The sequence below is a fragment of the Mycoplana sp. 10N416 genome, assembly GCF_056394765.1.
The window spans coordinates 607,562-631,254 of sequence record NZ_JBFTIM010000001.1 but is presented as its reverse complement, the minus strand read 5'-3'; the positions used below and the strand labels follow the sequence as shown (position 1 = coordinate 631,254).

Sequence of the window (23,693 nt, the reverse complement as noted above, 5' to 3'; positions counted from 1 at the left end):
AGCCTCTTTTGCAGTTATGGAGGAAGACATGGTGGCGACGGCGACAGTTGAAAACGCGACACGGCGCGGAAGGGGGGGACGGCCGCAGCGCCGGGAGGGTTCCGCAAATGTGAAGGGTGTTCCCTACATTCAGCGCAACATCCCGACCTACGACATCCTGTCCGAGGAGAATCTGCAGAAGATCGAGCGAACTGCCGACCGCATCCTCGCCGAGGTCGGGATCGAGTTCCGCGACGATCCGGCTGCGATCGACCACTGGAAGCGGGCGGGTGCGAAGGTCGATGGCTTGCTGGTGCGCTTCGAGCCGGGCATGCTCAACGAGATCGTCTCCACCGCGCCCGCGCAATTCACCCAGTTTGCACGCAATCCGGCCAACAATGTCGAGATCGGCGGCAAGAACGTCGTCTTTTCTCCGGCTTACGGTTCACCCTTCGTCATGGATCTCGACAAGGGGCGGCGCTACGGCACGATCGAGGATTTCCGCAACTTCATCAAGCTGGCCCAGTCCAGCCCGTGGCTGCACCATTCCGGCGGCACGATCTGCGAGCCGGTCGACGTACCGGTCAACAAGCGCCATCTCGACATGGTCTACAGCCATATCAAGTACTCCGACCGTGCCTTCATGGGGTCGATCACGGCGGAGGAGCGGGCCGAGGATTCCATCGACATGGCGCGCATCCTGTTCGGCGCCGATTTCGTCGACCAGAACTGCGTCATTCTCGGCAACGTCAACGTAAACTCGCCGCTCGTCTGGGACGGCACGATGACGCGGTCGCTACGGGCCTATGCCCGTGCGAACCAGGCCGCGGTGATCGTCCCCTTCATCCTCGGCGGCGCCATGGGGCCGGTGACGAATGCTGGCGCGATCGCGCAGTCCTTCGCCGAGACGCTTGCCGGATGTGCGCTGACGCAGCTGGAGCGCAAGGGCGCCCCGGTGATCTTCGGAAACTTCCTCTCTTCCATGTCGCTCCGATCGGGCTCGCCGACCTTCGGAACGCCCGAACCGGCGATCGGCTCGATGGTGATCGGCCAGCTCGCCCGCCGGCTGAAGCTGCCGTTGCGATGCGCCGGCAACTTCTCCAACTCGAAGCTGCCGGACGGCCAGGCGATGCAGGAAGGCCTGATGTCGATGCTGTCGGCGATCCATTGCGGGGCCAACTTCATCCTGCATTCCGCCGGCTTCCTCGACGGTCTGCTCGCCATGTCCTACGAGAAGTTCGTGATGGACGCGGACCTGTGCGGGGCGCTGCATTCCTATCTCGCCGGTGTCACCGTCGACGACAACACGCTCGCGATGGACGCCTTCCTGCAGGTGGGGCCCGGCAGTCATTTCCTTGGCTGCGATCACACGATGCGCAACTACCAGACCGCCTTCTGGGATTCGGCGCTGTCGGACAATGAGCCCTTCGAGAAGTGGAGCGAGGAAGGTGGTTCCACGGATATCGCCACGCGCGCCAATCGCCAGTGGAAGAAGACGCTTGCGGAGTATGAAGCACCGCCCCTGGATGTAGCCGTCGACGAGGCGCTCTGCGATTATGTCGAGCGGCGCAAGGCCGACATGGCCGATGCGTGGTACTGATCGCACCCTGCGAACAGTCGGCCAATCCAAAAGAAAAGCCCGGCAACACATCGTGTTGCCGGGCTTTTCACTCCTGTTGCCCGCTTACTTTGCGGGTTCCGTCGTCGGAGCTGGTGCTGATGTCGCCGGAGCCGGCGTCATCGTCGTGGAGCCCGTTGCGGTCGTATCGACCGTGGAGCGCTCGGCAACCTTCTGCGACAGCGTCTTGAATTCCGGCGCTGCCTGCAGGCTTTCCGCCGTTTCGGTCGTGGTCAGCTTGACGTCGCCGCTATCGGGCGCCTGACTGATGGCAATGTTGCCGAACGGCACGGCGACCCACTTCTCGCCGATCCCCAGGAAACCGCCGACACCGATGACTGCAGCGGTGATGCCGCCGTCCTTCTCCATGATCAGGTCGTTGATCGAACCGATGCTCTCGTCCGCTGCGTTATAGACGGACTGGCCGATATAGGTATTGGCGCTGACCTGATCCGCCGACTGCTCGGTCAGATAGGTTTTGTCCATCACAGTGGTCATCGCCGGATCGGCGGATGGAGCGGTCGTGGTAGCTGCATTGTCCATCGGTTTGGCGGGATCCGCACTGGCGTCAGGCGTGGCGGGCTGACCCATCGTCTGCGTCTGTGTCTCAGGCTGCGCTGGTTGCGTCGTATCCTGCGCGAACGCTGCCGGGGCGACGGCCGCTCCGAGGAAAATCGCACCAGCAGCAACGGAAGTAAGAAGCTTCTTGGTCATTGTGAGCCTGCCTTTCTTCTGCGTTGGGTATCAAGGGCGGAGGACGCTTGCTGCCTCCGTCCGCACCAGCTGATGTTTGAAAAACTCGCTTGCTGAGGAATGGTTCCCGCGGAAATTGGTATCTCCAGGCCGTTTCCCAAATGAAAACAGCTTCGGATGCCAAGCCGAAGCTGCAACGAAAAGCGGCGATTGTGCCGGGTTCAGAGCCGGAAGGCCGGCTCGAACCGTCCCCTTACGGCGATGCCGAGTTCGAACGTCCGGCCTGCTCCCGGGTCCGATGCACGCGCCTTTTCGTCCATCCCCTGCCAGGCCGAGGTGACAAGCAGCCGGTCCGCTTTTGCGCCAATAAAGGCCGGGCAGCTCGCCTGTGTCGCCGGCACGGCGTAGCGCCGGACCTTCATGCCATCCGGCTGGTACACGTCGATGGTCCCGGCACCCCAGCGCGCGTTCCAGATCAGCCCGTCCGCATCGCAGACCGAACCATCGATACCGCCGGGGTGCCCTTTCTGCTTGCTCAGCACCTCGGGCGCACCGGTTGGCAGACCGGTAGCGGGATCGACCGCGACGCGCATCAGATCGTTGACGGTGGTATCGGTGAAATAGGCGGTGGCGCCGTCCGGCGAAAAGCAGATGCCGTTCGGAATGGTGATGTTGGAAAAGAGCGGCGTCACAGTGCTGCCGGCGACATGGTAGATGGCACCGGCATCCTTCTCGGCGTCATATCCCATCGTTCCGATCCAGAGCGCCCCGCTCGCGTGTACGCGACCGTCGTTGGACCGGTTGCCGGGTTTGTCCTCGATCGCAGCAAAGTGTTCGAGCTTTCCCGAATTTGTGTCACGAACAAAAAGTCCGTCGTCGGAGGCGATCAGCTGGCGCGACGGATCGATTGTCGCGATGGCGCTGCCCATGAAGGGCAGGTCATGGACTCGCTTCGTCGAGGATGACAGGTGCAGTTCGTGCAGCTTGCGACCCGTGATGTCGAACCACCAGGCGGTATCGGTCGCGGGATCGTAGCTCGGCCCTTCGCCGAGCTCGCTCTTAACCTGGCACAAGGTCCGGCCGGTGAAGGGTACAATGTCCGTCATGTCAGGCTCCATAGACGCGGTCATAGGCTGCGATCGTCGTACGGGCGCGCGCGGCAACGTCCGCAGCGGCCATGTCCGGCTTGTAGAGGCTCGATCCGAGGCCGAAGCTCCTGATGCCGGCCTTTGCATAGTCGGCGAAGTTCGCCTCGGAAACGCCGCCCACCGCTGCAATCTCGAGATCGGCGGGTAGAACGGCGCGGATCGCGTTTATGCCGGAGGGTCCGAGCACGCTGGCCGGGAAGAATTTCAGCCCGGTCGCACCGGCACGGGCCGCGGCGAGCGCTTCGGTGGGTGTGAAGACACCCGGCATCGTCACCATGCCTTTGGCCGCAGCGAGCGAGATCACCGCCGGTTCGACGTTCGGGCTCACCATCAGGCGTCCGCCGACGGCGTCGAGTTGTTCGACCTGATCCGTCGTCAATACGGTCCCGGCCCCGATCAGGCAGTCGTTTGGTGCCATTTTCGCGGCGGTCTCGATCGAACAGAACGGATCGGGCGAGTTGAGCGGGATCTCGATCGCCGTGAAGCCGGCTTCGATCAGGGCGCCGACGACGCCTTCGGTCTCGGCGGGCTTCAACCCGCGCAGGATGGCGATGAGCGGCCGCTTCATCGCGGGAAAGGGAATGCGGCTCATAGGGTGACCTTCCTTCGCAAGACTATTCAAAGAGCCCAGAGGCTGCGGGCCGCCACGGCAAGCCCGGCGCGCACGGCAATATCCGCGTCGACGATCACAGGCTCGACCCCGGCGCAATCCAGTGCGCTTTCATAAAGCGCGCCAAGCGCGCCGGAGGCAACGAGCACCACGGGCGCCCCCGGCTCCGCAGCGTCAAGCGCGCCGGCGATTTCGAGGCCGATCAGGGTGCCGGAAATCAACGCTTTCGCGTCCGCCGGGGCAAAACCGTGAAGGAGCGTCCCCGACCGGGCAGCGAAGAGAAGACTGGTTGCGGCGGCCGGGTTGCGTATGACCTCCTCCACCGCCCGCCGGAAGGCGTCGCTGCCACCGTCGACCGCGTCTGCATCGGCGATCGAGTGCTTCAGGATGGTGTGGCTTGCAACGGCGTCGAAAAGCTCCCCCGTCATGAAGGTGTGGAACCGGGTCACCATCCCGTCCGAAACATGCACCCATTTGCTGTGCGTGCCGGGCATGCAGACGAGGCTATGCCCGTCGGGGAGATCGGCGAGCGCGCCGAGAAGCTGCGTCTCTTCTCCGCGTATGACGTCGGGATGCGCCCTCTCGCGCTGCGCAAGTCCCGGCAGGATGCGGATGTCGGCGGTGGCATCGGGCACGCGCGCGGCGGCGAAGGGGATGGTGGAAAGCGCTGCTGGAACATCGATGTAGCCGGCCTCGACCCAGCCCTGCCGGGCGCCGGCCATGCCGCAGATGATAACGGGCAGATCTGCCGGGGCCAAGACGGCGTCGCGATGGTTCGCCAGCACCGCGCCGAAGCCGGCCGTCGCCGCCGCCACCATGCCTTCGTTGCTGCGCCGTTCATCAAGGACGCTGCCGTCGTTGCCGATCAACCACAGCCGAAAACTGGAGGTGCCCCAGTCGACTGCGACGTAGGCTGGCTTCACCATCAAAATACTCCTCCGTCGATGATCATGGATTGCGCAGTCATCGCGCTCGATGCGTCGGATGCGAGAAACAGGCAAGGGCCACTGATGTCGTCGGGCGTCAGCGACCGTTTCAGGCATTGCTCCTTCAGCATGGCTGCAATCGCCTCTTCGTCGAGCCACAGGCGCAGCTGCCGGTCGGTCAGTACCATGCCGGGCAGGATGGCGTTGACCCGGATATTGTCCGGGCCGAGCTTGCCGGCGAGCGATTTCGTCAGGCCGATGATGCCGGCTTTCGCCGCGGCGTAGGCCGGCACCTCGCCCATGTTCAGCATGAACGCGATCGAGGAGACGTTGATGATAGAGCCGCCGCCGGCCTGGCGCATCGCCGGTGCCACCGCCTGGATCGCGAAGAACACGTGGCGCAGGTTGACCGCCTGGTTCTCGTCCCAATAGTCTGGCGTGACCTCGGCAAGGTCATGCCGGCTGTCGCGTGCCGCGTTGTTGACCAGCACGCGAACCGGACCGATCGCCGCGCTGGCAGCTGCAATTGCCGACCGGTAGGCTTCGATGTCGCGAATGTCCGCCTTGAGGAACAAGGGCCGGTGCGGCACCGCCGCGGCGAGGCGGTCGACGAGCGCCATGCTTTCGTCTTCTGCGATATCGACGAAGGCGACGCGGGCGCCCTGGCGGGCGAACGCTTCGACCAGGGCTGCGCCGATGCCGGAACCGCCGCCAGAGATCAGCACACCGCGACCTCGTAGCTCCGGATAGCTTGCGGCGGTCGCGGACATGACGTCTCCTTGCCGACTTCGGAATGAACGCGATTTGAGTTCCAATATATGGAATTCAGTTTGAATATATGGAATTATGTTCACCGGTTCGAGGTTGTCAAGCAGTCGCGCGGAGAGGAACATGGTTAGGCGGAACGGGGTGGAATCGGGGGCTTCGAGCACGGGGACACTCGGCAAGGCGGTCGCCGTTCTCGAACTCGTCGCGCTTTCGGACCGGCCGATGCGCTTTACGGAGATCCTGGAACTGGCGGGGCAGCCGCGCGGCACGCTGCACCGCCAATTGAGCCATCTGCTCGAGGAGGGGCTGCTCGACCTGAACGCCGACCATTGCTACGAGCCCGGCCTTCGCCTGCTGAAGCTTGCCTCCAGCGCCTGGACGCGCAGTGACCTGCGCCGATTGGCAGCCCCGCATTTGCAGACGCTGCACGAACTGACCGGCGAGACGGTCCACCTTGGCGTACTGAAAGGCTCGGAGATCATCTATCTCGACAAGGTCGAAAGCCGCCAGGCCGTGCGCATGGCCTCGCAGATCGGCAAGGCCTCGCCCGCTTACTGTACCGGGGTAGGCAAGGCCGCCCTTTCAGTCTTGCCGGAGCCGCATCTGCTCGATCTCCTGCGTGATGTCCCGTTTCGGCGCTTCACGGCGCAGACGATCACCAGCTTCGGGGCGCTGAGGGTGGAACTCGAGGCGATCCGCATGGCGGGCTACGCCTTCGATCGGGAGGAGCACGAGCCGGGAATTCGCTGCGTTGCCGCCGCAATATCCGATTCAGGACTGAGCTTTGTGGGAGGCGTGTCGGTGACTGGACCTGCATACCGGGTCGGCGAAGAGGTGCTGCAGGCCTGGGCGCCGCTGGTGCAGAGGGTGGCGGCAGCGATCACGGAGGAAGTCGCCGCCCGGCTTGGCCCATCGCGCTGATCCTGAACCGAGTCCGGGAACGTGCGGAGGCAAAAATCCGAAGCCATTTTACGGTAAATTAGCAAAATGCGCTGGACGGACTTGGGGGGCGTGTTTAGCTTCCACTTCTGAGTGAACATTTCTGGGTGCTTCGTCGTAGCCTTGCGAGGAAGATGGCGCGCCAAGGCATGTTTTCGGGGAGAGAATGGGGAGGATGCCGGGATGGGCGTGCTAACGCTCGCAAGCCGCGGTTGGCTCCAGAAAGACTTGGAATGACCGAACAGCTTGTTGGGATGGCACCACAGACACCGCCTCACTGGGCGCGTCGCTTTGCCGAGGTCGGTTCGGAACGCGAGGTCTCGACGCTGCTGTCCGAAGTGACGAAGGGGTATGGCCTGTCCCGCTACCTCCTGATCAACGTTCCCGACAGCGCATCGACCGAAATTTCCCCCCATGTCCTGATGACGACCTGGCCTGCCGAGATGCTGCGGGGCTACGACCAGGCAGAATTGATCCTGGGTAGTCCGGTCATTCACCACCTGCGGCGCAGCACGAATCCATTCACCTATGACATGATCAGCACCAACAGCGACCGGCATGATGGCAAGGCGCAGATCGCCATTCGCCTGTTTGCGCAATACGGTCTGCCGCGCGGTGCTTATTTCCCGGCCCACAATCCCCTCGGGCAGCGTGGCGCCCTCGCATTTGGCGGCAATCGCTCCGTGCTGACGCACATGGAGATGGCGGAACTGAACGCCATCGCCAACCTCGCCTTTACCAGGGTACTCGAGTTTCGGAGTGGGGCGCGGGTGCGTGCATCGTTGTCCCGCCGCGAAATCGAATGCCTGTCCTGGGCGTCCGCCGGCAAGACGAGCGCCGAGATGTCGGAGATCCTTGGCCTGTCCGAATACACGGTCAATCACTACCTGAACCGGGCAACGCGCAAACTGGACGCCGTCAATCGCGTTCAGGCGGTCGCCAAGGCAATTCGCGCCGGGCTCCTGAATTGACCGTGGTCGAGGCACAGGTCGGTCGCGACTTACGCAGATCCAAGCGGAAGCTTGCAGATCGCGCAGAGCATGGATGCAGAACGACATGACGGCGGAAGAAATAGGTCGCGAGGAACCGAACGGGTCTGATGCCAGCGCCGAGATTGCGAGCCTTGAGACGCAGTTCGACGTGGTTCGTTTTCTGCGGCGAACGGGTGAATCCTTTTCCTTGAAGCACTTCATCGCCTTCCTGCTGCCCGGGTTCGAGGCGGAGAAGCTGGGCGCTCATTCCATCGTCAGCAATTGGCCCGCGGAGGTCATCGCAAAATACGATGCCCTCAAGATGGTTCGCCGCAGCCCTGGCATCCGCAAGCTGCGGGCGACGACGATCCCTTTCTCCCTCGACTTGGCGGGTTGGGTCGAAGGCGCCTCGCAAGAAGATGATCTGGCCAACCTGGCAGAGTTCCTGCAGGGTCATGGCATGCAGGCGGCGCATGTCTTCCCGGTCCATGACGCGCTCGGCAATCGTGGCGCGATCGTCTGGACTGGCGAGAAGCGTACGCTGAGCTTTGAGCAGCGGCTGTTGCTGCAGATGATCTCGATACAGGTGTTCAACCGCCTGGCGGAGATCGGGGCCGCCTGGAAGACCGGGCAGGTGGTGTTGACGGAGCGCGAGATCGAGTGCCTGAGCTGGACCGCCGCCGGCAAGACGAGCCTGGAGATCGCCGAGATCCTCGGCCTCTCCGAACACACGATCAATCACTACCTCAATCAGGTGACGCGCAAGCTCGAGGCGGTGAACCGCACCCAGGCCGTGGTGAAGGCGATCCGTCGCGGGTTCATCACCTGAAGTGCTGCAGTGCGGTGCTATCCATGCGACGCCGGCAATGACCCGGGCATCTTGCCGCACCGGCGGGCATGGAGAGGGGAGCCGTGCTGAATACCGTTCCGCTTCGACCGGGAATGCGCTATCAAAGCGCCAACGAATATCGGCGAGGTTGGCATGACGGACGTTTCGAAAGACCAGGTACTGGAAAAGCTCAAGTCGGTTCGCGGACCGGACATGGATGGCAATATCGTCGACCTCGGCATGGTCTCCGACGTGTTCATTTCCGACGGCAAGGTCTATTTTTCGATCACGGTTCCGGCAGAGCGGGCCAAGGAGCTTGATCCCATGCGCGCCGCGGCGGAACGTGTGGTGCGCGACATCCCTGGCGTGAAGGCCGCGATGGTGGCGTTGACCGCCGACAAGAAGGCGGGCGCGGGTTCGGCGCCGGTGTCGCGACCGGCACCGCAGGCGCAGGCAGGACATGCGCACGGTGCACACGGCCAGCAGCCGCAACGAGCCAAGAGCGGCGTTCCTGGCGTGGGAGCCATCATCGCGGTTGCCTCGGGCAAGGGCGGCGTCGGCAAGTCGACCACCTCGGTCAACCTGGCGCTGGCGCTTAAGGCGAACGGTCTTCGCGTCGGTATTCTCGACGCCGACATCTACGGTCCATCCATGCCACGCCTCCTCGGGATTTCCGGCCGTCCGCAACAGATCGAAAACCGCATCATCAAGCCGATGGAAAACTACGGCATCAAGGTGATGTCGATGGGCTTCCTCGTCGACGAGGACGTGGCAATGATCTGGCGCGGCCCGATGATCCAGTCGGCGCTGATGCAGATGCTGCGGGAGGTGGCATGGGGCGAACTCGACGTGCTGGTCGTCGATATGCCGCCGGGCACGGGCGACGCCCAGCTGACGATGGCGCAACAGGTACCGCTTGCCGGCGCTGTCATCGTCTCGACGCCGCAGGATCTGGCGCTCATCGATGCCCGCAAGGGTCTGAACATGTTCAACAAGGTCGAAGTGCCGGTGCTCGGACTGGTCGAGAACATGAGCTACTTCATCGCGCCGGACACCGGCAACCGCTACGACATCTTCGGCCACGGCGGCGCGCGCCGGGAGGCCGAGAAGATCGGCGTTCCCTTCCTTGGCGAGGTGCCGTTGACGATGGATATCCGCGAGACCTCCGACGCCGGGACTCCGGTCGTGGTCTCCAACCCGGAAGGGGCGGCGGCGAAGACCTATCGCGACATCGCCGCGCGCGTGTGGAGCGAACTGAAGGCAAAGCAGGCGACTGGCGCCCACGCCGCGCCGAGCATCGTTTTCGACTGACGCCGGGCAGTCCCGGCGGTGAGCGTTAGGGCGGGGCTTGATTTCGGAGCGGCGCTGCGCAATATGCGCATCCGCCTCGCCGACCCGCTTGGCGGAAAATAGCGTAAAGGTGCGCGTTTGGTCTTCTTCGGAGCCGCCCGCAGGTGATAACGGTCTATCGTTCCAGCGGGGAAGCAGTGCTTCTGTCGCCCGAAATGCTAGCGGATTCCGTTTCGGTTCCGGCGGATGTCGTTTGGGTCGACCTCCTCTCGCCAACCCATGAAGAAGATGCTTTCGTCGAGAAGATCCTCGATATCGACGTGCCGACACGCGACGAGCTGAAGGATATCGAGCCGTCGAGCCGGCTCTACACTGAGAACGGCACCGTCTACATGACGGCCTCGGTTGTCTGGAAGGCCGATAGCGATCAGCCGGAACTGACCGACATCGCCTTCATCCTGACGGATCGCTGCCTCCTGACGATCCGCTATGCCGAACCTCGCTCGTTTGAGCTCTTCCGGGCGGCCATGCCGCGTTTGGCCGGGGGCTGCGGCACAGGCACGGCAATAATCACGCGTCTCTTGGAGACGATTGTCGATCGGACGGCCGAGATCCTCGAACTGTCCGTGGCAAGGGCAGACCAGCTCTCGCTCGAAGTGTTCGGCGACAAGCGCCACATCCATCGAAGGGCGCCGCGCTATCTCGAGGAGCGGCTGGTGGCGGTCTCCGCCTTGCATCGGCTCGTGGCGAAGACACGTGACAGCCTGATGTCGCTTTCGCGGCTAACGATATTCCTCTACACGGTGCCTCCGCTGCAGGCGGACCTGGACAGTCGGGAACTGTGCCGCACCGTTTCGCGCGACATCCAGTCGCTTTCCGAGCACGCGAACTTCATCGCGAGCAACATCTCGTTCCTGCTCGACGCCTCGCTGGGCTTGATCAATCTCGAGCAGAACCAGATCATCAAGATTTTTTCCATCGCATCGGTCGTGTTGCTACCGCCGACACTGATCGCTTCGATCTACGGCATGAATTTCGAATTCATGCCGGAACTGCACGTTGACTACGCCTATCCGCTGTCGCTGACTGCGATGGTTGTTTCAGCTGTGGTACCTTTTTTCTTCTTTCGCTGGAAAGGCTGGCTCTAGGGCCTGTTCAAAAACGATGTCGCACACCGAAGCACACGCAGCAACCGGCGGTGGCCGGGCGCGCACGCTGTTTCTCCTCGCGCTCGGCTCGATCGGCGTCGTCTATGGGGACATCGGCACCAGCCCACTCTATGCCTTCCGCGAGGCGCTGCGCCCGATTTCCTACGATGGCGTCACCCGGGATGAAGTCGTGGGGCTGATCTCGCTGGTGATCTGGACGCTGACCATCATCGTGACCCTGAAATACGTGCTCTTCCTGCTGCGCGCCGACAATGGTGGCGAGGGCGGCACGCTGTCGCTCCTTGCCCTGTTGCGGAAGACGGCGAACGGGCACAAGGCCGTTCTCTTCTTCATGGGGCTCGCCGGTGCAGCGCTCTTCATCGGCGACGCCATGATCACGCCGGCGCTTTCCGTGCTTTCCGCTGTCGAAGGCGTGAAGCTCGTCACCCCCGACCTTTCCGACTATATCGTGCCGATCTCGGTCTTGATCCTCGTCGTTCTCTTTGCGGTGCAATCCTGGGGTACGGATGCCGTCTCGCGGTTTTTCGGCCCGATCATGTCGCTCTGGTTCATCGTCATGGCTGCTGCCGGCGCTGCGCACCTGGGCGACGACCCAGGCATCCTTGCGGCCTTCAACCCCGTCTACGCCGTGACCTTCCTCTACAATCACGGCTATCTCGGCTTGGTCGTGCTCGGCGCGGTCTTCCTGACGGTAACCGGGGCGGAAGCGCTCTATGCAGACCTCGGACATTTCGGTCGCAAGCCGATCCAGTGGGCCTGGTTCTGCCTGGTCTTTCCGGCGCTGACGCTGAACTACCTGGGGCAGGGGGCCCTTGTCCTGAAGCACCCTGAGGCGATCGAGAACCCCTTCTTCCTGCTATTCCCGAAATGGGCGCTGCTTCCCGCCGTGATCCTGGCCACCGCGGCCACGATCATCGCCAGCCAGTCCGTCATCACCGGCGCCTTCTCGATCGCACGCCAGGCAATCCACCTGGGCTTTCTGCCGCGCATGGAAATCTTCCATACCTCGGCAACCCAGACCGGGCAGATTTACCTGCCGGCCGTCAATGCCGTCCTGCTTTTCGGGGTGATGTCCCTTGTGTTCATGTTCGGCTCCTCCGAGGGGTTGGCAACCGCGTACGGCATCTCCGTCACCGGGGCGATGGTGGTCACGACCGCACTCGCCTTCGAGTTCCTGCGCATGCGCTGGCGCTGGAGGCCCGCCGTGGCCGTGCTCGTGCTGCTGCCGCTGTTCCTGCTGGAACTGGTCTTCCTCGGCGCCAATCTGCTGAAGGTCCACGACGGTGGCTATGTGCCGATCCTGATCGCGGCCGCTTGCACGCTGCTCATGTGGACCTGGGTCCGCGGAACGGCGCTCCTTCGCGACAAGACACGGCATATCGAGGTGCCGCTGGATGTCTTTGTCAAGTCGATCGAAAAGAAGAGCGCCCATGCTCCCGTCTCTGTCAGCGGGACTGCGATCTTCCTGACGAGCGATCCGGATTTCACGCCCGCAGCCCTGCTGCACAACATCAAGCACAATCACGTGCTGCACGAGCAGAACTTCATCCTGACGGTAACCTCGACCAACACGCCGAAGGTCTTGCCGGCCGACCGCTGCAGCATGGAGCGCATCTCAGACCGCTTCGCCCGCATCCAGATCCGCTTCGGCTTCATGGAGACACAGAACGTGTCACAGGCGCTCGGGCTTTTCCGCAAGTCGGGCGTGAAGTTCGACATCATGTCGACCTCCTTCTACCTCGGCCGGCGCAAGCTGGTGCCCGATCGCCATTCGGGCATGCCTTACTGGCAGGATCGCCTCTACATCGCCATGGCAAATGCGGCGGTCGACCCCTCGGACTACTTCCGCCTGCCGACGAACCGCGTCGTCGAGCTCGGCTCCCAGGTCATCATCTGAGGCGCACCGCCAAGGCGAACGCCGGTGCCATTGCGGCGATCGCCGTCCAATCAGCTTCGGACATTCTGGAGCTGCCGGCGTTAACCGTCCATCAAGGTTAATTCTTCATTCTCCGTCAATGAAACGAGCCGGTTCGCCCCGCTTTCTCGGGGTCGGCTTCAGCAAGAGTGATCGCCAGCAGGTTCACCTCCCGGCTTGTCGGGTGGCGATGCCGCTTGGCCGTGTGTTGTCGGAGTGTGCCGGTGCGTATGCGTATCGTTCGTGTGAAGGGGTCGGCCCTGTGGCGGCGCGATTGGCTTGCCCCGGTGGCCTTGGGACTTTCCCTCTACGCAGCGTTGCCCGCCGAAGCCGGCCATTCCGACCTGGCGACCTTCATCTCCGGCGTCAACCGGAAGGGCGGGAGCCAGCAGGTGGTCATGACACCTTCGCCCGCCGGTTCAATTCACATGGTCGATGTCGCCTTCAACGACCCGATCACGACGAGTGCGCTTTCCAGCGGCGCCGGGCTGGAACTGCCCGGCGGGGCGGAGGCTTCGATGATCGCCGCCCGCAAAGGGCAGGGCGGAGTGCCGGATGAGGACCGCGTCAATCGCCGTGAAAAGAAGAAGCGCATCGTCGCCGTGACGCCGGTGGCGCCGCCGAAGGCCTTTTCCGCCGGGTCGGTGCTCGACCGGCAGGCATCGCTGATGAGACCCGATTTCGACAATGCGGAGCGCATGCGCTTCATAGCGCCGAAGATCAAGGGCAAAGAAATCGAGATTGCCACGGCCTTCTACCGGAAGAAGCCGGTGGTGAAGGATCCCGGCGTGCCGGCCATGCTGGCGGATCTGGTTACCAATGACAGCGCCGACGTTCTTGCCACCGCCTATGCCCCGCCTGAGGCTGACTATGCCCGCGTCTCGCCGTTCGATTCGATCCTGACGAAGAAGGATACGGCCGGCGGCCGGTTCATCCCGGAGATTGCGCCGGAAGACCATGCCTGGGCCGCCACCGTGCTTCCCGCGACCGTTTTTTCCGCGGCCGAGCAGAAGTGCCTGACGAACGGGATCTACTTCGAGGCGCGCGGGGAAACGCTGAAGGGCCAGGCGGCCGTGGCCCAGGTGATCCTGAACCGCGTCCGCAACCCGGCCTATCCGAAAACGATCTGCAGTGTGGTCTACCAGGGGCAGGAACTGCGCACCGGCTGCCAGTTCTCCTTCACCTGCGACCGAATCCCAGACCTCGTGCTGGCGCCCTGGCACTGGAAGACAGCCCAGGAGATCGCCCTGGCGGTCACCGCCGGCAAGATCTGGCTGCCGGAAGTGGGCTCGGCCACCCATTACCACGCCACCTATGTCAAGCCGAACTGGGGCCCGACGATGCAGCGGGTCGCCAAGATCGGCAAGCACATCTTTTACCGCACCTATGGTGGAGGCTGGATCTGAGTCTGCTGCCGGTGGCGTGGCAAGTGGCCGCGCCGCCGGCGATTCCCTGTCGCTCAACCGGGGGTGATTCCCAGATTCCGTTCTAATATTTTGATTTTGCTGATTAAATTTAGGGCCCGTCAAAGCTCCGCCCCGCCTTGACTATGCAAGTCCCTAAAACTATGTTGCGCCCGACTTCAAACGGGCCTGAAGCTGGCTTAAAACCTAACCGTGAATATGTCCGCAATAGGGCGCAGCGCGCCGCGGAAACGGAAGGAAACGCCATGAGCGACGGCCGGAAGGAAAGTCTGGAAGAACGCAGGCAGCGCCTTGACGCGGAACTCGCACAAAGGCGTAAGGATGATAGCGCAGTCGACGCAGCCGAGGAGAAGGCAGCCGAAAGCCGAAAGGGCTATGCGGTTGCGATGAAGCTCTCCAGCGAGTTCGTCGCCGCGGTCATTGTGGGCGCGCTTCTTGGCTACCTGGTGGATCGCTTTGCCGGGACTGCGCCGTGGGGCATGATCGTGCTCCTGTTGCTCGGTTTCGGTGCGGGCGTATTGAACGTGATGCGGTCGGCGGGAATGGTGGCTTCGCCGCATCCGGTCGACAGGATGGCCGGCAGAGATGCCGGGCACAAGAAGAACGGGGACGGCGCCTGAGCGCTGTCTGGGTTAGAGGAATAACCGTCCGGCGGGCGGCAAACGAGAGAGATTAGCGGTGTCCAACGATCCGACCCATCAGTTTCTGGTCAACAAGATTGTTCCGATCGAAATTGGCGGAATCGATTTCTCCTTCACCAACGCTTCGCTGTTCATGGTGGCGTCCGCCGCCGTCGCCGCGGGCTTCCTCTACATGACGACGTCACAGCGCGGCATCATTCCGAGCCGCATGCAGTCCGTCTCGGAAATGTCCTATGAGTTCATCGCCTCGATGCTGCGCGAAGGCGCCGGCAGCAGCGGCATGAAGTTTTTCCCGATGGTGTTCTCGCTGTTCATGTTCATCCTGACCGCGAACCTTCTCGGCATGATGCCGTACTTCTTCACGGTCACCAGCCAGATCATCGTCACCCTTGCCCTTGCCCTTCTGGTCATCGGTACCGTGATTTTCTACGGCTTCTTCAAGCACGGTTTCAGCTTCCTGAAGATTTTCGTGCCGCAGGGCGTTCCCGGCGTGCTTTTGCCCTTGGTCGTCGCGATCGAAATCATTTCGTTCCTTTCCCGTCCCATCAGCCTCTCGGTTCGTCTGTTTGCAAACATGCTGGCCGGCCACATCACGCTGAAGGTTTTCGCAGGCTTCGTTACGTCGTTGAGCGCGCTCGGCGCGCTCGGCATCGGTGGTGCGATCCTGCCGCTCATCATGACCGTCGCAATCACCGGTCTTGAATTCCTCGTCTGCTTCCTCCAGGCCTATGTCTTTGCGGTACTGACCTGCATGTACCTCAACGACGCTGTGCATCCGGGTGGGCACTAAGGAATAACAGTCGTTTGCTTCCGGCCGGTTTTGCCGCCGGAAGCGCTATCTAAGCCGCAACAACCCATTCGAAGGAGTTCATCATGGAAGCGGAAGCAGCAAAGTTCATCGGCGCAGGTCTCGCTTGCTTTGGCATGGCCGGCACGGCTCTCGGCCTCGGCAACATCTTCGGCAGCTACCTGTCCGGCGCTCTGCGCAACCCGTCTGCTGCTGACGGCCAGTTCGGCCGCCTCGTATTCGGCTTCGCCGTTACGGAAGCTCTGGGCATCTTCTCGCTGCTCGTCGCCCTGCTGCTGCTCTTCGCCGTCTAATAACGGCTGGAAGACCGGACCACGGCCGGCTGCGGCCGTGGTCCGCTTACTGTTTGAGTGCACCTGGAGGTGAGCATGTCTGCGACCGCGGCCAAGGCCGAGTCCATCCCATTCACGATCGCTCAGGCCGAGACCACGACGGAAACGCACGACGCTGCTCCGGCGGGCGACGCGCATCAGGCTGCTCCGGCGACCGATGCCCAAGGCGCTGCCGCTCCCACTGGCGAACTGCACACCGAGACGGGTGTCGCCCACGGCGAAGAGAGCGGTATATTCCCGCCGTTCGACGCATCCACCTTTCCCTCCCAGGTCCTGTGGCTGGCGATCACCTTCGGCATTTTCTACCTGATCATGTCCAAGATCATCGTGCCGCGCGTCGGCTCGATCCTCGAGACGCGCCACGACCGCATCGCCCAGGATCTTGACGAGGCCGCTCGCCTGAAGACCGAAGCGGACACCGCAATTTCGACCTATGAGCAGGAACTGGCCGATGCCCGCACCAAGGGCCACGCCATCGCCGCCGAGGCTCGCGATGCCGCCAAGGCCAAGGCTGACGCCGAGCGCCTGAAGATCGAAGAAAGCCTCAACGGCAAGATCGCCGCCGCCGAGACCCGCATCGCCGGGATCAAGGACAAGGCCCTCGCCGACGTCGGCGCAATCGCCGAAGAAACCGCTGCGGCTGTGATCGAGCAGCTCATCGGCGGCAAGACCACCAAGACCGAGATCGCGGCCGCGGTGAAGTCGGCGGCAGCGAAGTAAGGAAGCGGACCATGGCATTTGACGCAACTTTCTACGCCTTCGTTGGTCTCGTCCTCTTTCTGGCGCTGATCGTTTACCTGAAGGTCCCCGGCGCGATGGGCAAGGCCCTCGACCAGCGGGCCGACAAGATCTCGAACGAGCTCATGGAGGCCAAGCGCCTGCGCGAAGAGGCCCAGAGCCTGCTGGCCGAATACCAGCGCAAGCGCAAGGAAGCCGAGGCAGAGGCAGCCGCCATCGTGGCGACCGCGCAGCGCGAGGCAGAGGCGCTGACGGCTGAAGCCAAGCAGAAGACGGAAGAGTATGTAACCCGTCGCACCGCACTGTCGGAGCAGAAGATCAAGCAGGCCGAGGCCGACGCGATCAACGCCGTTCGTTCGGCCGCCGTCGATCTCGCCATCAGCGCCGCCGAGAACGTGCTTTCGAGCAAGTCCGATGCTGCCACCAGCAAGTCGCTGTTCGACAAGGCCGTCGCGGAAGTGAAGACCCGCTTGAACTAAGGGTCGGTGACATTCCCAAGAGAATTGAAAGGCCGGAGCGATCCGGCCTTTTGTCGTTTGAGGTCGTGCGGCGACTTCTCCTGCGTAGGTAAGCCGGAGTTTGGCAAGGGCCCTTGAGTTTCGGGACGCTGGCTGATCGTTTGATGGGTGACGGGCTGAGCAGCGGCAGAAACGGTTCACGCGCCGAAAAACACTTGGCTTGCATGCTTTTCGGCAAGCGTTGCAATGGGTCTATCTTCGTCGGGAAGGGGCACTGTCCTCGTCCATTTCCTAAACCGAAGCCATCTCCTTCGACGCGGACATCAACCGGCGTACGGGTCGGACAGCGTCAGTCTTGGGCGTCCACCCTGAATGGTCGAAAACTCATGCGATGCAGAGTACAGGGGCCGAACTCACCGATCGCCGCGCGATGGCGCTCTGTCGCATAGCCGGCATGGGCGTCGAAGCCATAGCCCGGATAGGTGCTTTCGGCACAGGTCATCATCCGGTCGCGAACGACCTTGGCAATGATGGACGCCGCGGCAATTGAAAGCACGCGGGCGTCCCCTTTGACGACCGCCTTGCCCGCGCAGGCAAGTCCGGGCGGGACGTCCAGTCCGTCGGTCAGGACCAGGCCGGGCCGCGCGGGAAGGCCGAACACCGCTCTGCGCATCGCGTCCAGACTGGCTTTGCGAATATCCGTGCGGTCGATCCGGCGCGCGCTCGAAGAGGCGACTGATACCATCGCGGTCGCCAGGATCTCGGTAAACAGCGCCTCGCGCTTTGCCGCCGTCAATTGCTTGGAGTCGTGCAGGCCATCCGGAATTCTCTCCGGGTCGAGGATGACGGCCGCCGCCACCACCGGCCCGGCGAGCGGCCCGCGCCCGGCCTCGTCCGCACCGGCGACCGGCCATTGGCCGGCCTTGCGGGCGGCCAGTTCCATCAGGAAGTCCGGGCCTTCGGGAAGGTCGAAGAGGAGGGGGGAATCGGTGGTCGCGCGGCGTGGCATGCGGCGACCCTCGCACGACCGACCGATTCCCTGCAAGTCCCTCGGCGAGGCGGCACCGAGGGAACCACGACATTGCTGGGGACGGTGCAATGTCGATTTCGTTTGGCAGTCGGATCATGTGGCCGTTGTCCTTGCAAGCCTTTGGCTTGCGACCGGTCTCAACCGCCAGGAGTGATGTCAGAGCAACGAGAGCTGGACGCCGCTGCCGGACGGTGGAACGAACAGATCGGTTGAAAGGCTCCGTCGGATCCGGTTCAGCTTGAGCCGCTTGGCCGCCAGCTCGAACCGCCGCGCGATCTGCCAGGCGTATGGGCCGGCGCCCTTCATCCGCTTGCCGAACTCGGCGTCATAGTCCTTGCCGCCCCGCATCGAGCGCACCAGCGACATCACGTGTCGATAGCGATCCGGATATTCCCGCAGCAGCCAGTCCCGAAACAACGGGCTGACTTCGAGCGGCAGACGCAGGAGCACATAGCTCGCCTCCTGGGCACCGGCAGCCTTGCCGGACTCAAGGATCCGTTCCAACTCGTGGTCGTTCAGGCCGGGGATAAGCGGCGCCGCCATCACGCTGACCGGAACGCCGGCCTCCGACAATGCACGCATTGCTTCGAGCCGCCGCGTAGGCGTTGCCGCGCGCGGCTCCATCGTGCGGGCCAGCTTGCGGTCGAGCGTCGTCACCGACAGGCCGACCCAGGCAAGCCCTTTTGCAGCCATGCGCGAAAGGATATCGATATCGCGCATGACGAGGGCCGACTTGGTGACGATCGAGACGGGATGGTCGGCGGCTTCCAGGACTTCGAGAATCTGGCGCATGATGCGCCACTCCTTTTCGATCGGCTGATAGGGATCCGTGTTCGTGCCGATCGCGATCACCCGAGGCCGGTAACCGGGCTTGGAAAGTTCGCGTTCCAGCAGTCGCGGTGCGTCGGGCTTGGCAAACAGCTTCGCTTCGAAGTCCAGCCCGGCGGAAAGCCCCATGAAGGCGTGTGACGGGCGGGCAAAGCAATAGATGCAGCCGTGCTCACAGCCGCGATAGGGGTTGACCGAGCGATCGAACGGGATGTCGGGTGACTCGTTGCGGGTGATAATGCTGCGCGGCTTCTCCACCTGCACTTCGGTCTTGAACGGCGGCAGGTCCTCCAAGGATTCCCAACCGTCATCAAAGCTCTCTCGTGTCTGCGGCTCGAAGCGGCCGGAAAAGTTCAAGCCGGCCCCGCGTCCGCGACGCCGATCAATATCGATGCGCAGACCCGTCTGCGCCATCAGCGCATCGGCAATATCGACCGTATTGGCGGGCGCGAGCGCGCCCTCCCTGAGGCTTTGCAGTTCGGTCATCGGGGTTCTCCATTGAGGGGATCTCTCCCCTCCAATGACTTTATTCCTAACAGTGAAAAGAGAACAAGACAAGAACAAATCTTGTTTTCCGCGCAATTGCCCCAAAGCTCCGCCCGACCGGTTGGCGCCGTCCGTGCGGGCATCAGAAGCTCCAGGCGGATTCGCCAATGCCTTCAGTGGCTTTGTTTGCTGCAATGCGGTATTGGTCGCAAATGCTGACGGTCTTGATGGAATGCCACAATGACGAGCCCGAGCTGGCGCAGACCCTGTCCGCGCTTGTTCCCGGCGCCGTCGAGGGATTGGTGCGGGATGTCATCGTGCTCGATCATGGTTCGTCCGATGGCTCGGCCAAGGTGGCAGACGCTGCGGGCTGCATTTTTCTGACGCATTGGGACCTGCATGAGGTGGTAAGCTCCGCACGGGGCGAGTGGCTGCTGCTGCTGGAGCCGGGAGCCCGGCCATTAAGCGGTTGGACCGATGCCGTCGGCGAATATATTGGCACGAGCCAGGCGCCCGCGCGCTTTGTCGGCTCGCACAATCATCGCCGGCCGTTTCTTCGGCGGCTGCTCGGTCGGCGAACCGCGCTGGAGCAAGGACTGCTCCTTTCGAAACGACAGGCAATCGCGCTTGCCGCGCCAAACGCCAGCCTCGCGGGGATTGCAACCGGCGTCGCGGCCCGGCAACTGGTCGCCGAGATCGTACCCGCCTGGGCGGTTCGCGCGATGCGGCAGAAAGTCGGGGCATAGCCCAAGAGAAGGTGGCCGGCTGCTTATTTGCGCTTAAGGTGCTCGTCGAGGCGCGGCATGATCTCGACGAAGTTGCAGGGCAGGTGGCGGTAGTCCAGTTGCGCGGCAAGGATGCCGTCCCAGGCATCGCGGCAGGCGCCGGGCGAGCCGGGCAGCACGAAGATGAAGGTCGCGTTTGCGACGCCGCCGGTGGCGCGGGACTGTATGGTCGAGGTGCCGATCTTGTCGTAGGAGATGCGGTGGAACACCTCCGAAAACCCGTCCATCTTCTTCTCGAACAACGGCTCCAGCGCTTCGGGCGTCACGTCGCGGCCGGTGAAACCGGTCCCACCGGTGGTGATCACGACGTCGACGCCGGCATCCTTCGTCCAACCTTCGACCTGCGCGCGGATCGCCGCCTTGTCGTCCGCAACGATCGCGCGCGCGGCGAGCCGGTGCCCGGCCTTCTCCAGCCGCTCCACCAGCGTGTCGCCCGAGCGGTCGTCTGCGGGCGTGCGCGTGTCGGACACGGTCAGAATGGCGATCGAAAGAGGAATGAAGGGTCTCGTCTCGTCAAGCCGTGCCATGTGGTTCCCCTCCGTCATAACTTTCGGTCGCAACAACGAACCAGTCTGGCCGCGCCGATTCCAGCACGGCGGCGGCCCGGTGCGCCGCATCCGCGGTATCGTACAGGCCAAAGCAGGTGGCACCAGAGCCGGACATGCGTATCAGACGGGCGCCAGTTCTGATCAACTCTGTTCGTACCGCGTCGATTTCCGGACAGATGGCGCGCGCCGGTTCTTCCAGATCGTTGCGCATTGATTGCATCGCTGCAAGCCATGCCGCCGCGTCGGTGAGGGCCGCCGGTGGAGCGAGGCGCGGGTTTTCCTTCGTGGCAAGCCGCCGGAAGATGTCCGGCGTCGAAACGCCGACAAGGGGATTGACGAGAACGATCGGAAAAGAGGGCAGTGCGTCAAGCATGGTCAGCTGTTCGCCAATGCCACGGGCGACGAGCGGCCGCGAAGAAAGGCACATCGGGACGTCGGCGCCCAGTTGCAGCGCCAGGTCCGCCAGATCGGCTGCCGTAAACGAGGCGCCCCAGTGCCGCAAGAGCGCGCGTAGGGTAGCGGCCGCGTCGGCAGAGCCGCCGCCGATGCCGGAGGCGACAGGCAGGTTCTTTTCCAGGTGCAAGTGAACGGGCGGGGCGGCCTTGCCCCTGTGCTGCAGCGCCGCCCGGAGCAGGTCGCGTGCCGCGAGCACGAGATTGCTGGTCGCCGGTGCGTCCCGCAGCTGGGGCGCAAACCGACCCGATAGCCTGAACCGGTCCGCCTCCGCTGGCGCCACGCCGACGCGGTCGCCGAACCGGGTGAAGGTGACGAGCATGTCGAGGAGGTGGTAGCCATCGGCCCGTCGGCCGACGACATGCAGCGCCAGATTGATCTTGGCTGGTGCCGCCTCTGCCAGCACGAAACCCGTCATGCCTTCATCGAAAGCCATTGCCGGATCAGGATTTCTTGTCGCTTTCCGTGACCTTCAGCGATGGGGTCTTGATCGGCTCCTTGCCGTCGGTCGCCTGGGCAGCGGCCGGCGGTGCATCGGTGGGCTCAGGCAGTCCGGATTCGATTTTCGCCTTGATCTTGGGGATCTCGGCTTCTTCGGGCTTGAGACCGAGTGCGCGGTTCCACTGGAAGGTCGCCTCCAGCTTGCGGCCAACGCGCCAGTAGGCGTCGCCGAGATGGTCGTTGATCGTCGCATCGCCCGCCCGCAATTCGGCGGCGCGCTCCAGTTCCGCCACCGCGTCGTCGAACTGGCCGAGGCGGAAGTAGGCCCAGCCGAGCGAATCGACGATATAGCCGTCGTCGGGCTTGACGCTGACGGCCTTGCGGATCATCTCCAGCCCTTCCGCCAGATTGATGTTCATATCCACCCAGGAATAGCCGAGATAGTTCAGCACCTGCGGCTGGTCCGGGTTCAGCTCCAGCGCCTTGCGGAAGTTCGGCTCGGCGAGTTCCCATTTCTTCTGGCGTTCGTAGGCGATGCCGCGCTGGAAGAAGATCGTCCAGTGCGAGCGGTTGGGTACGTTGCCGATCACCTCGACCGCGCGGTCGTAGACCTCGCCCATCTCCTTGTATTCCTTGGCATCGGAAAGGACGCTGCCATAGGCGAGATAGCTGCGCAGGTCCTGCGGATCCGCTTCGATCAACGCCTTCAGGTGCTTCTTGGCGTCGTCCACCTTGCCGAGGTCGGCGAGCTGCAGACCGAGCTGTAGCTCGGAGATGCGGCGCATCGGCGAATCCTTCGGTACCTTCTGGTAGTACTCGATCGCCAGTTCCGGCTTCTTCTGGTTTTCCGCAATGCCACCGAGCAGAACCAGCGTGTCGGGGCTGTCGGGATCGAGCGCGCGCGCGATCTGCAGATAGAGCGACACGATGTCTTCCGCGCCTTCGCGGTTCAGCGCGCCGCCGATCGAAAAGAGCACGGCGGAAGCGCCCTGGGCTGCCGTGCGAACCTGCTGTTCCTGCTTCTCGCCCTTTGTGACCCCCTCGCGCAGGGCCTTCAGCGGCGCGTAGTTGGAGATCAGGTTGTCACCCACCGAGATCGCGTCAAGCGCCTTCTGTGTGTTGCCCTCGCGCGCCTCAAGCCGGGCAAGCGTCATCACGGCCCGCATGAAGGTGTCGGGTGCCGCACTGCCGCCGTCGCGATCGAGTATGGCGTCGTTCAGCCGCTTGCGGGCCGTGGCCTTGTCACCGGCAGCGGCGGCAATGGCGCCCGCATGGTAGTTCTTGAAGATCGCGAACCAATCGGGACCCTTCATGTCCGAAATGGTGGCAAGCGCTTCCTTCGTCTTGCCGTCGCCGAACTTCGCCCAGGCGGCCAGCAGGCCGTTCATCATGCGGTCCAGATCGTTCGGGCCGCTGTAGCGCAGGATCTTATCCGCGGTGCGGTACTCGCGCTTGCGGATTGCGTCCATGCCGCGCACGATGGTCGTGATCCGCTCGACGGCTGCATCACCCTTCAGCGCCTCGGCAAACTTCACACCCTCGTCGAACTGACCGTCCATCAGGAGCGTGATCATCAGGCGCTCTTTGACCTCGACGTTGGTCGGGTCGTATTGCAGCGCAATCCGATAGAGCGCGATGGCGTTATCGAAGTCCTTGTCGACATCGGCGGTGCGGGCGGCAAGGAAAGCGCCGGAGAAGCTGTTGACGCTCTGCGGATCGAAGGGGGTCTCCTCGGTGGCGGCGGCAGGAGCATCTTGGGCCGTGGCGGCCGGGAGGCCCGCAAAGGCAACGCCGGCCACGATGGCAACGCCCGAAAGAAGCCTGATAATCAGGGAGTGCCGCATAAAGATGCCTTTCACAACTGCG

At 63.3% G+C, this 23,693-nt stretch carries 24 protein-coding genes; 14 read left to right on the top strand and 10 right to left on the bottom strand.

The window, feature by feature from the left end:
- Positions 1-28 precede the first annotated feature (28 nt).
- Positions 29-1,579, top strand: a complete 1,551-nt coding sequence (locus AC1DDS_RS03045; RefSeq protein ID WP_477477524.1) for a trimethylamine methyltransferase family protein — start codon at positions 29-31, stop codon at positions 1,577-1,579.
- 84 nt (positions 1,580-1,663) lie between these two features.
- Here the strand turns inward: AC1DDS_RS03045 and AC1DDS_RS03040 are convergent, their stop codons facing one another.
- From AC1DDS_RS03040 to AC1DDS_RS03020, 5 genes are all read right to left on the bottom strand, one after another.
- Entirely contained in the window at positions 1,664-2,311 is a 648-nt protein-coding gene (locus tag AC1DDS_RS03040; protein WP_477477523.1) for a PRC-barrel domain-containing protein, read from the bottom strand.
- Between the two features lie 200 nt (positions 2,312-2,511).
- The gene (locus tag AC1DDS_RS03035) at positions 2,512-3,396 is read right to left on the bottom strand and encodes an SMP-30/gluconolactonase/LRE family protein (RefSeq protein WP_477477522.1); all 885 of its coding nucleotides are present in this window, start codon (positions 3,394-3,396) and stop codon (positions 2,512-2,514) included.
- A gap of 1 nt (position 3,397) precedes the next feature.
- Positions 3,398-4,030, bottom strand: coding sequence for a 2-dehydro-3-deoxy-6-phosphogalactonate aldolase (locus tag AC1DDS_RS03030; RefSeq protein ID WP_477477521.1), 633 nt, complete (start codon positions 4,028-4,030; stop codon positions 3,398-3,400).
- Between the two features lie 26 nt (positions 4,031-4,056).
- Entirely contained in the window at positions 4,057-4,974 is a 918-nt protein-coding gene (locus AC1DDS_RS03025) for a 2-dehydro-3-deoxygalactonokinase (RefSeq protein WP_477477520.1), read from the bottom strand.
- On the bottom strand, positions 4,974-5,744 hold the full coding sequence (locus AC1DDS_RS03020) for an SDR family NAD(P)-dependent oxidoreductase (protein ID WP_477477519.1): 771 nt from the start codon (positions 5,742-5,744) through the stop codon (positions 4,974-4,976). Before AC1DDS_RS03020 ends, AC1DDS_RS03025 begins: the two co-directional genes overlap by 1 nt.
- Before the next feature lie 121 nt (positions 5,745-5,865).
- Here AC1DDS_RS03020 and AC1DDS_RS03015 point away from each other — a divergent pair, with 121 nt between their 5' ends.
- The 12 genes from AC1DDS_RS03015 (at position 5,866) to AC1DDS_RS02960 (ending at position 17,277) form a co-directional block, all read left to right on the top strand.
- The gene (locus AC1DDS_RS03015; protein WP_477477518.1) at positions 5,866-6,663 is read left to right on the top strand and encodes an IclR family transcriptional regulator; all 798 of its coding nucleotides are present in this window, start codon (positions 5,866-5,868) and stop codon (positions 6,661-6,663) included.
- Between the two features lie 251 nt (positions 6,664-6,914).
- The gene (locus tag AC1DDS_RS03010) at positions 6,915-7,652 is read left to right on the top strand and encodes a LuxR family transcriptional regulator (protein WP_477477517.1); all 738 of its coding nucleotides are present in this window, start codon (positions 6,915-6,917) and stop codon (positions 7,650-7,652) included.
- A gap of 85 nt (positions 7,653-7,737) precedes the next feature.
- Positions 7,738-8,481: a helix-turn-helix transcriptional regulator gene (locus AC1DDS_RS03005; protein ID WP_477477516.1), complete on the top strand. Its 744-nt coding sequence runs from the start codon at positions 7,738-7,740 to the stop codon at positions 8,479-8,481.
- Between the two features lie 153 nt (positions 8,482-8,634).
- Entirely contained in the window at positions 8,635-9,792 is a 1,158-nt protein-coding gene (gene apbC / locus AC1DDS_RS03000; RefSeq protein WP_310415056.1) for an iron-sulfur cluster carrier protein ApbC, read from the top strand.
- A 143-nt stretch (positions 9,793-9,935) separates the two neighbouring features.
- On the top strand, positions 9,936-10,919 hold the full coding sequence (locus AC1DDS_RS02995; protein ID WP_477477515.1) for a magnesium transporter CorA family protein: 984 nt from the start codon (positions 9,936-9,938) through the stop codon (positions 10,917-10,919).
- 16 nt (positions 10,920-10,935) lie between these two features.
- Positions 10,936-12,837, top strand: coding sequence for a potassium transporter Kup (locus AC1DDS_RS02990; protein ID WP_477477514.1), 1,902 nt, complete (start codon positions 10,936-10,938; stop codon positions 12,835-12,837).
- Between the two features lie 248 nt (positions 12,838-13,085).
- Complete coding sequence (locus AC1DDS_RS02985) at positions 13,086-14,261, top strand: cell wall hydrolase (protein WP_477477753.1); 1,176 nt, start codon at positions 13,086-13,088, stop codon at positions 14,259-14,261.
- A gap of 263 nt (positions 14,262-14,524) precedes the next feature.
- A complete protein-coding gene (locus AC1DDS_RS02980; protein WP_310415050.1) occupies positions 14,525-14,899 on the top strand; it encodes an AtpZ/AtpI family protein in 375 nt (124 codons plus the stop codon).
- Between the two features lie 58 nt (positions 14,900-14,957).
- Positions 14,958-15,710 carry a F0F1 ATP synthase subunit A gene (locus AC1DDS_RS02975; RefSeq protein ID WP_310415047.1) on the top strand — a complete coding sequence of 251 codons (753 nt, stop codon included), beginning with the start codon at positions 14,958-14,960 and terminating at the stop codon, positions 15,708-15,710.
- Between the two features lie 83 nt (positions 15,711-15,793).
- Complete coding sequence (locus AC1DDS_RS02970; protein ID WP_310415044.1) at positions 15,794-16,021, top strand: F0F1 ATP synthase subunit C; 228 nt, start codon at positions 15,794-15,796, stop codon at positions 16,019-16,021.
- A 75-nt stretch (positions 16,022-16,096) separates the two neighbouring features.
- Positions 16,097-16,780 carry a F0F1 ATP synthase subunit B gene (locus AC1DDS_RS02965; RefSeq protein ID WP_477477513.1) on the top strand — a complete coding sequence of 228 codons (684 nt, stop codon included), beginning with the start codon at positions 16,097-16,099 and terminating at the stop codon, positions 16,778-16,780.
- 11 nt (positions 16,781-16,791) lie between these two features.
- Positions 16,792-17,277 carry a F0F1 ATP synthase subunit B gene (locus tag AC1DDS_RS02960; protein ID WP_310415037.1) on the top strand — a complete coding sequence of 162 codons (486 nt, stop codon included), beginning with the start codon at positions 16,792-16,794 and terminating at the stop codon, positions 17,275-17,277.
- A 328-nt stretch (positions 17,278-17,605) separates the two neighbouring features.
- On the opposite strand, the gene AC1DDS_RS02955 is transcribed toward AC1DDS_RS02960, so the two are convergent.
- Both AC1DDS_RS02955 and AC1DDS_RS02950 read right to left on the bottom strand, forming a co-directional pair.
- Complete coding sequence (locus AC1DDS_RS02955; RefSeq protein ID WP_477477512.1) at positions 17,606-18,265, bottom strand: ribonuclease HII; 660 nt, start codon at positions 18,263-18,265, stop codon at positions 17,606-17,608.
- A 177-nt stretch (positions 18,266-18,442) separates the two neighbouring features.
- Positions 18,443-19,600 (bottom strand): PA0069 family radical SAM protein, encoded by a 1,158-nt coding sequence (locus tag AC1DDS_RS02950; RefSeq protein ID WP_477477511.1) that lies wholly within the window; start codon positions 19,598-19,600, stop codon positions 18,443-18,445.
- A 212-nt stretch (positions 19,601-19,812) separates the two neighbouring features.
- On the opposite strand from AC1DDS_RS02950, the gene AC1DDS_RS02945 reads away from it, so the two are divergent.
- Positions 19,813-20,346: a glycosyltransferase family protein gene (locus AC1DDS_RS02945; protein WP_477477510.1), complete on the top strand. Its 534-nt coding sequence runs from the start codon at positions 19,813-19,815 to the stop codon at positions 20,344-20,346.
- A gap of 23 nt (positions 20,347-20,369) precedes the next feature.
- Here AC1DDS_RS02945 and moaB read toward each other — a convergent pair whose 3' ends face one another.
- From moaB to AC1DDS_RS02930, 3 genes are read right to left on the bottom strand one after another with little or no spacing between them, the layout of a single operon-like run.
- Positions 20,370-20,912, bottom strand: coding sequence for a molybdenum cofactor biosynthesis protein B (gene moaB, locus AC1DDS_RS02940; RefSeq protein WP_477477509.1), 543 nt, complete (start codon positions 20,910-20,912; stop codon positions 20,370-20,372).
- Positions 20,899-21,822, bottom strand: a complete 924-nt coding sequence (locus AC1DDS_RS02935) for a 4-(cytidine 5'-diphospho)-2-C-methyl-D-erythritol kinase (RefSeq protein WP_477477508.1) — start codon at positions 21,820-21,822, stop codon at positions 20,899-20,901. The genes moaB and AC1DDS_RS02935 overlap by 14 nt, the downstream gene beginning before the upstream one ends.
- Before the next feature lie 7 nt (positions 21,823-21,829).
- Positions 21,830-23,671 carry a tetratricopeptide repeat protein gene (locus AC1DDS_RS02930; RefSeq protein WP_477477507.1) on the bottom strand — a complete coding sequence of 614 codons (1,842 nt, stop codon included), beginning with the start codon at positions 23,669-23,671 and terminating at the stop codon, positions 21,830-21,832.
- Between the last annotated feature and the right edge of the window lie 22 nt (positions 23,672-23,693).

Coding starts and splice junctions, on each gene's coding strand:
- AC1DDS_RS03045 (WP_477477524.1), top strand. CDS start 29: ATGGTGGCGACGGCGACAGTTGAAAACGCGACACGGCGCGGAAGGGGG.
- AC1DDS_RS03040 (WP_477477523.1), bottom strand. CDS start 2,311: ATGACCAAGAAGCTTCTTACTTCCGTTGCTGCTGGTGCGATTTTCCTC.
- AC1DDS_RS03035 (WP_477477522.1), bottom strand. CDS start 3,396: ATGACGGACATTGTACCCTTCACCGGCCGGACCTTGTGCCAGGTTAAG.
- AC1DDS_RS03030 (WP_477477521.1), bottom strand. CDS start 4,030: ATGAGCCGCATTCCCTTTCCCGCGATGAAGCGGCCGCTCATCGCCATC.
- AC1DDS_RS03025 (WP_477477520.1), bottom strand. CDS start 4,974: ATGGTGAAGCCAGCCTACGTCGCAGTCGACTGGGGCACCTCCAGTTTT.
- AC1DDS_RS03020 (WP_477477519.1), bottom strand. CDS start 5,744: ATGTCCGCGACCGCCGCAAGCTATCCGGAGCTACGAGGTCGCGGTGTG.
- AC1DDS_RS03015 (WP_477477518.1), top strand. CDS start 5,866: ATGGTTAGGCGGAACGGGGTGGAATCGGGGGCTTCGAGCACGGGGACA.
- AC1DDS_RS03010 (WP_477477517.1), top strand. CDS start 6,915: ATGACCGAACAGCTTGTTGGGATGGCACCACAGACACCGCCTCACTGG.
- AC1DDS_RS03005 (WP_477477516.1), top strand. CDS start 7,738: ATGACGGCGGAAGAAATAGGTCGCGAGGAACCGAACGGGTCTGATGCC.
- apbC (WP_310415056.1), top strand. CDS start 8,635: ATGACGGACGTTTCGAAAGACCAGGTACTGGAAAAGCTCAAGTCGGTT.
- AC1DDS_RS02990 (WP_477477514.1), top strand. CDS start 10,936: ATGTCGCACACCGAAGCACACGCAGCAACCGGCGGTGGCCGGGCGCGC.
- AC1DDS_RS02985 (WP_477477753.1), top strand. CDS start 13,086: ATGCGTATCGTTCGTGTGAAGGGGTCGGCCCTGTGGCGGCGCGATTGG.
- AC1DDS_RS02980 (WP_310415050.1), top strand. CDS start 14,525: ATGAGCGACGGCCGGAAGGAAAGTCTGGAAGAACGCAGGCAGCGCCTT.
- AC1DDS_RS02970 (WP_310415044.1), top strand. CDS start 15,794: ATGGAAGCGGAAGCAGCAAAGTTCATCGGCGCAGGTCTCGCTTGCTTT.
- AC1DDS_RS02965 (WP_477477513.1), top strand. CDS start 16,097: ATGTCTGCGACCGCGGCCAAGGCCGAGTCCATCCCATTCACGATCGCT.
- AC1DDS_RS02960 (WP_310415037.1), top strand. CDS start 16,792: ATGGCATTTGACGCAACTTTCTACGCCTTCGTTGGTCTCGTCCTCTTT.
- AC1DDS_RS02955 (WP_477477512.1), bottom strand. CDS start 18,265: ATGCCACGCCGCGCGACCACCGATTCCCCCCTCCTCTTCGACCTTCCC.
- AC1DDS_RS02950 (WP_477477511.1), bottom strand. CDS start 19,600: ATGACCGAACTGCAAAGCCTCAGGGAGGGCGCGCTCGCGCCCGCCAAT.
- AC1DDS_RS02945 (WP_477477510.1), top strand. CDS start 19,813: ATGCTGACGGTCTTGATGGAATGCCACAATGACGAGCCCGAGCTGGCG.
- moaB (WP_477477509.1), bottom strand. CDS start 20,912: ATGGCACGGCTTGACGAGACGAGACCCTTCATTCCTCTTTCGATCGCC.
- AC1DDS_RS02935 (WP_477477508.1), bottom strand. CDS start 21,822: ATGGCTTTCGATGAAGGCATGACGGGTTTCGTGCTGGCAGAGGCGGCA.
- AC1DDS_RS02930 (WP_477477507.1), bottom strand. CDS start 23,671: ATGCGGCACTCCCTGATTATCAGGCTTCTTTCGGGCGTTGCCATCGTG.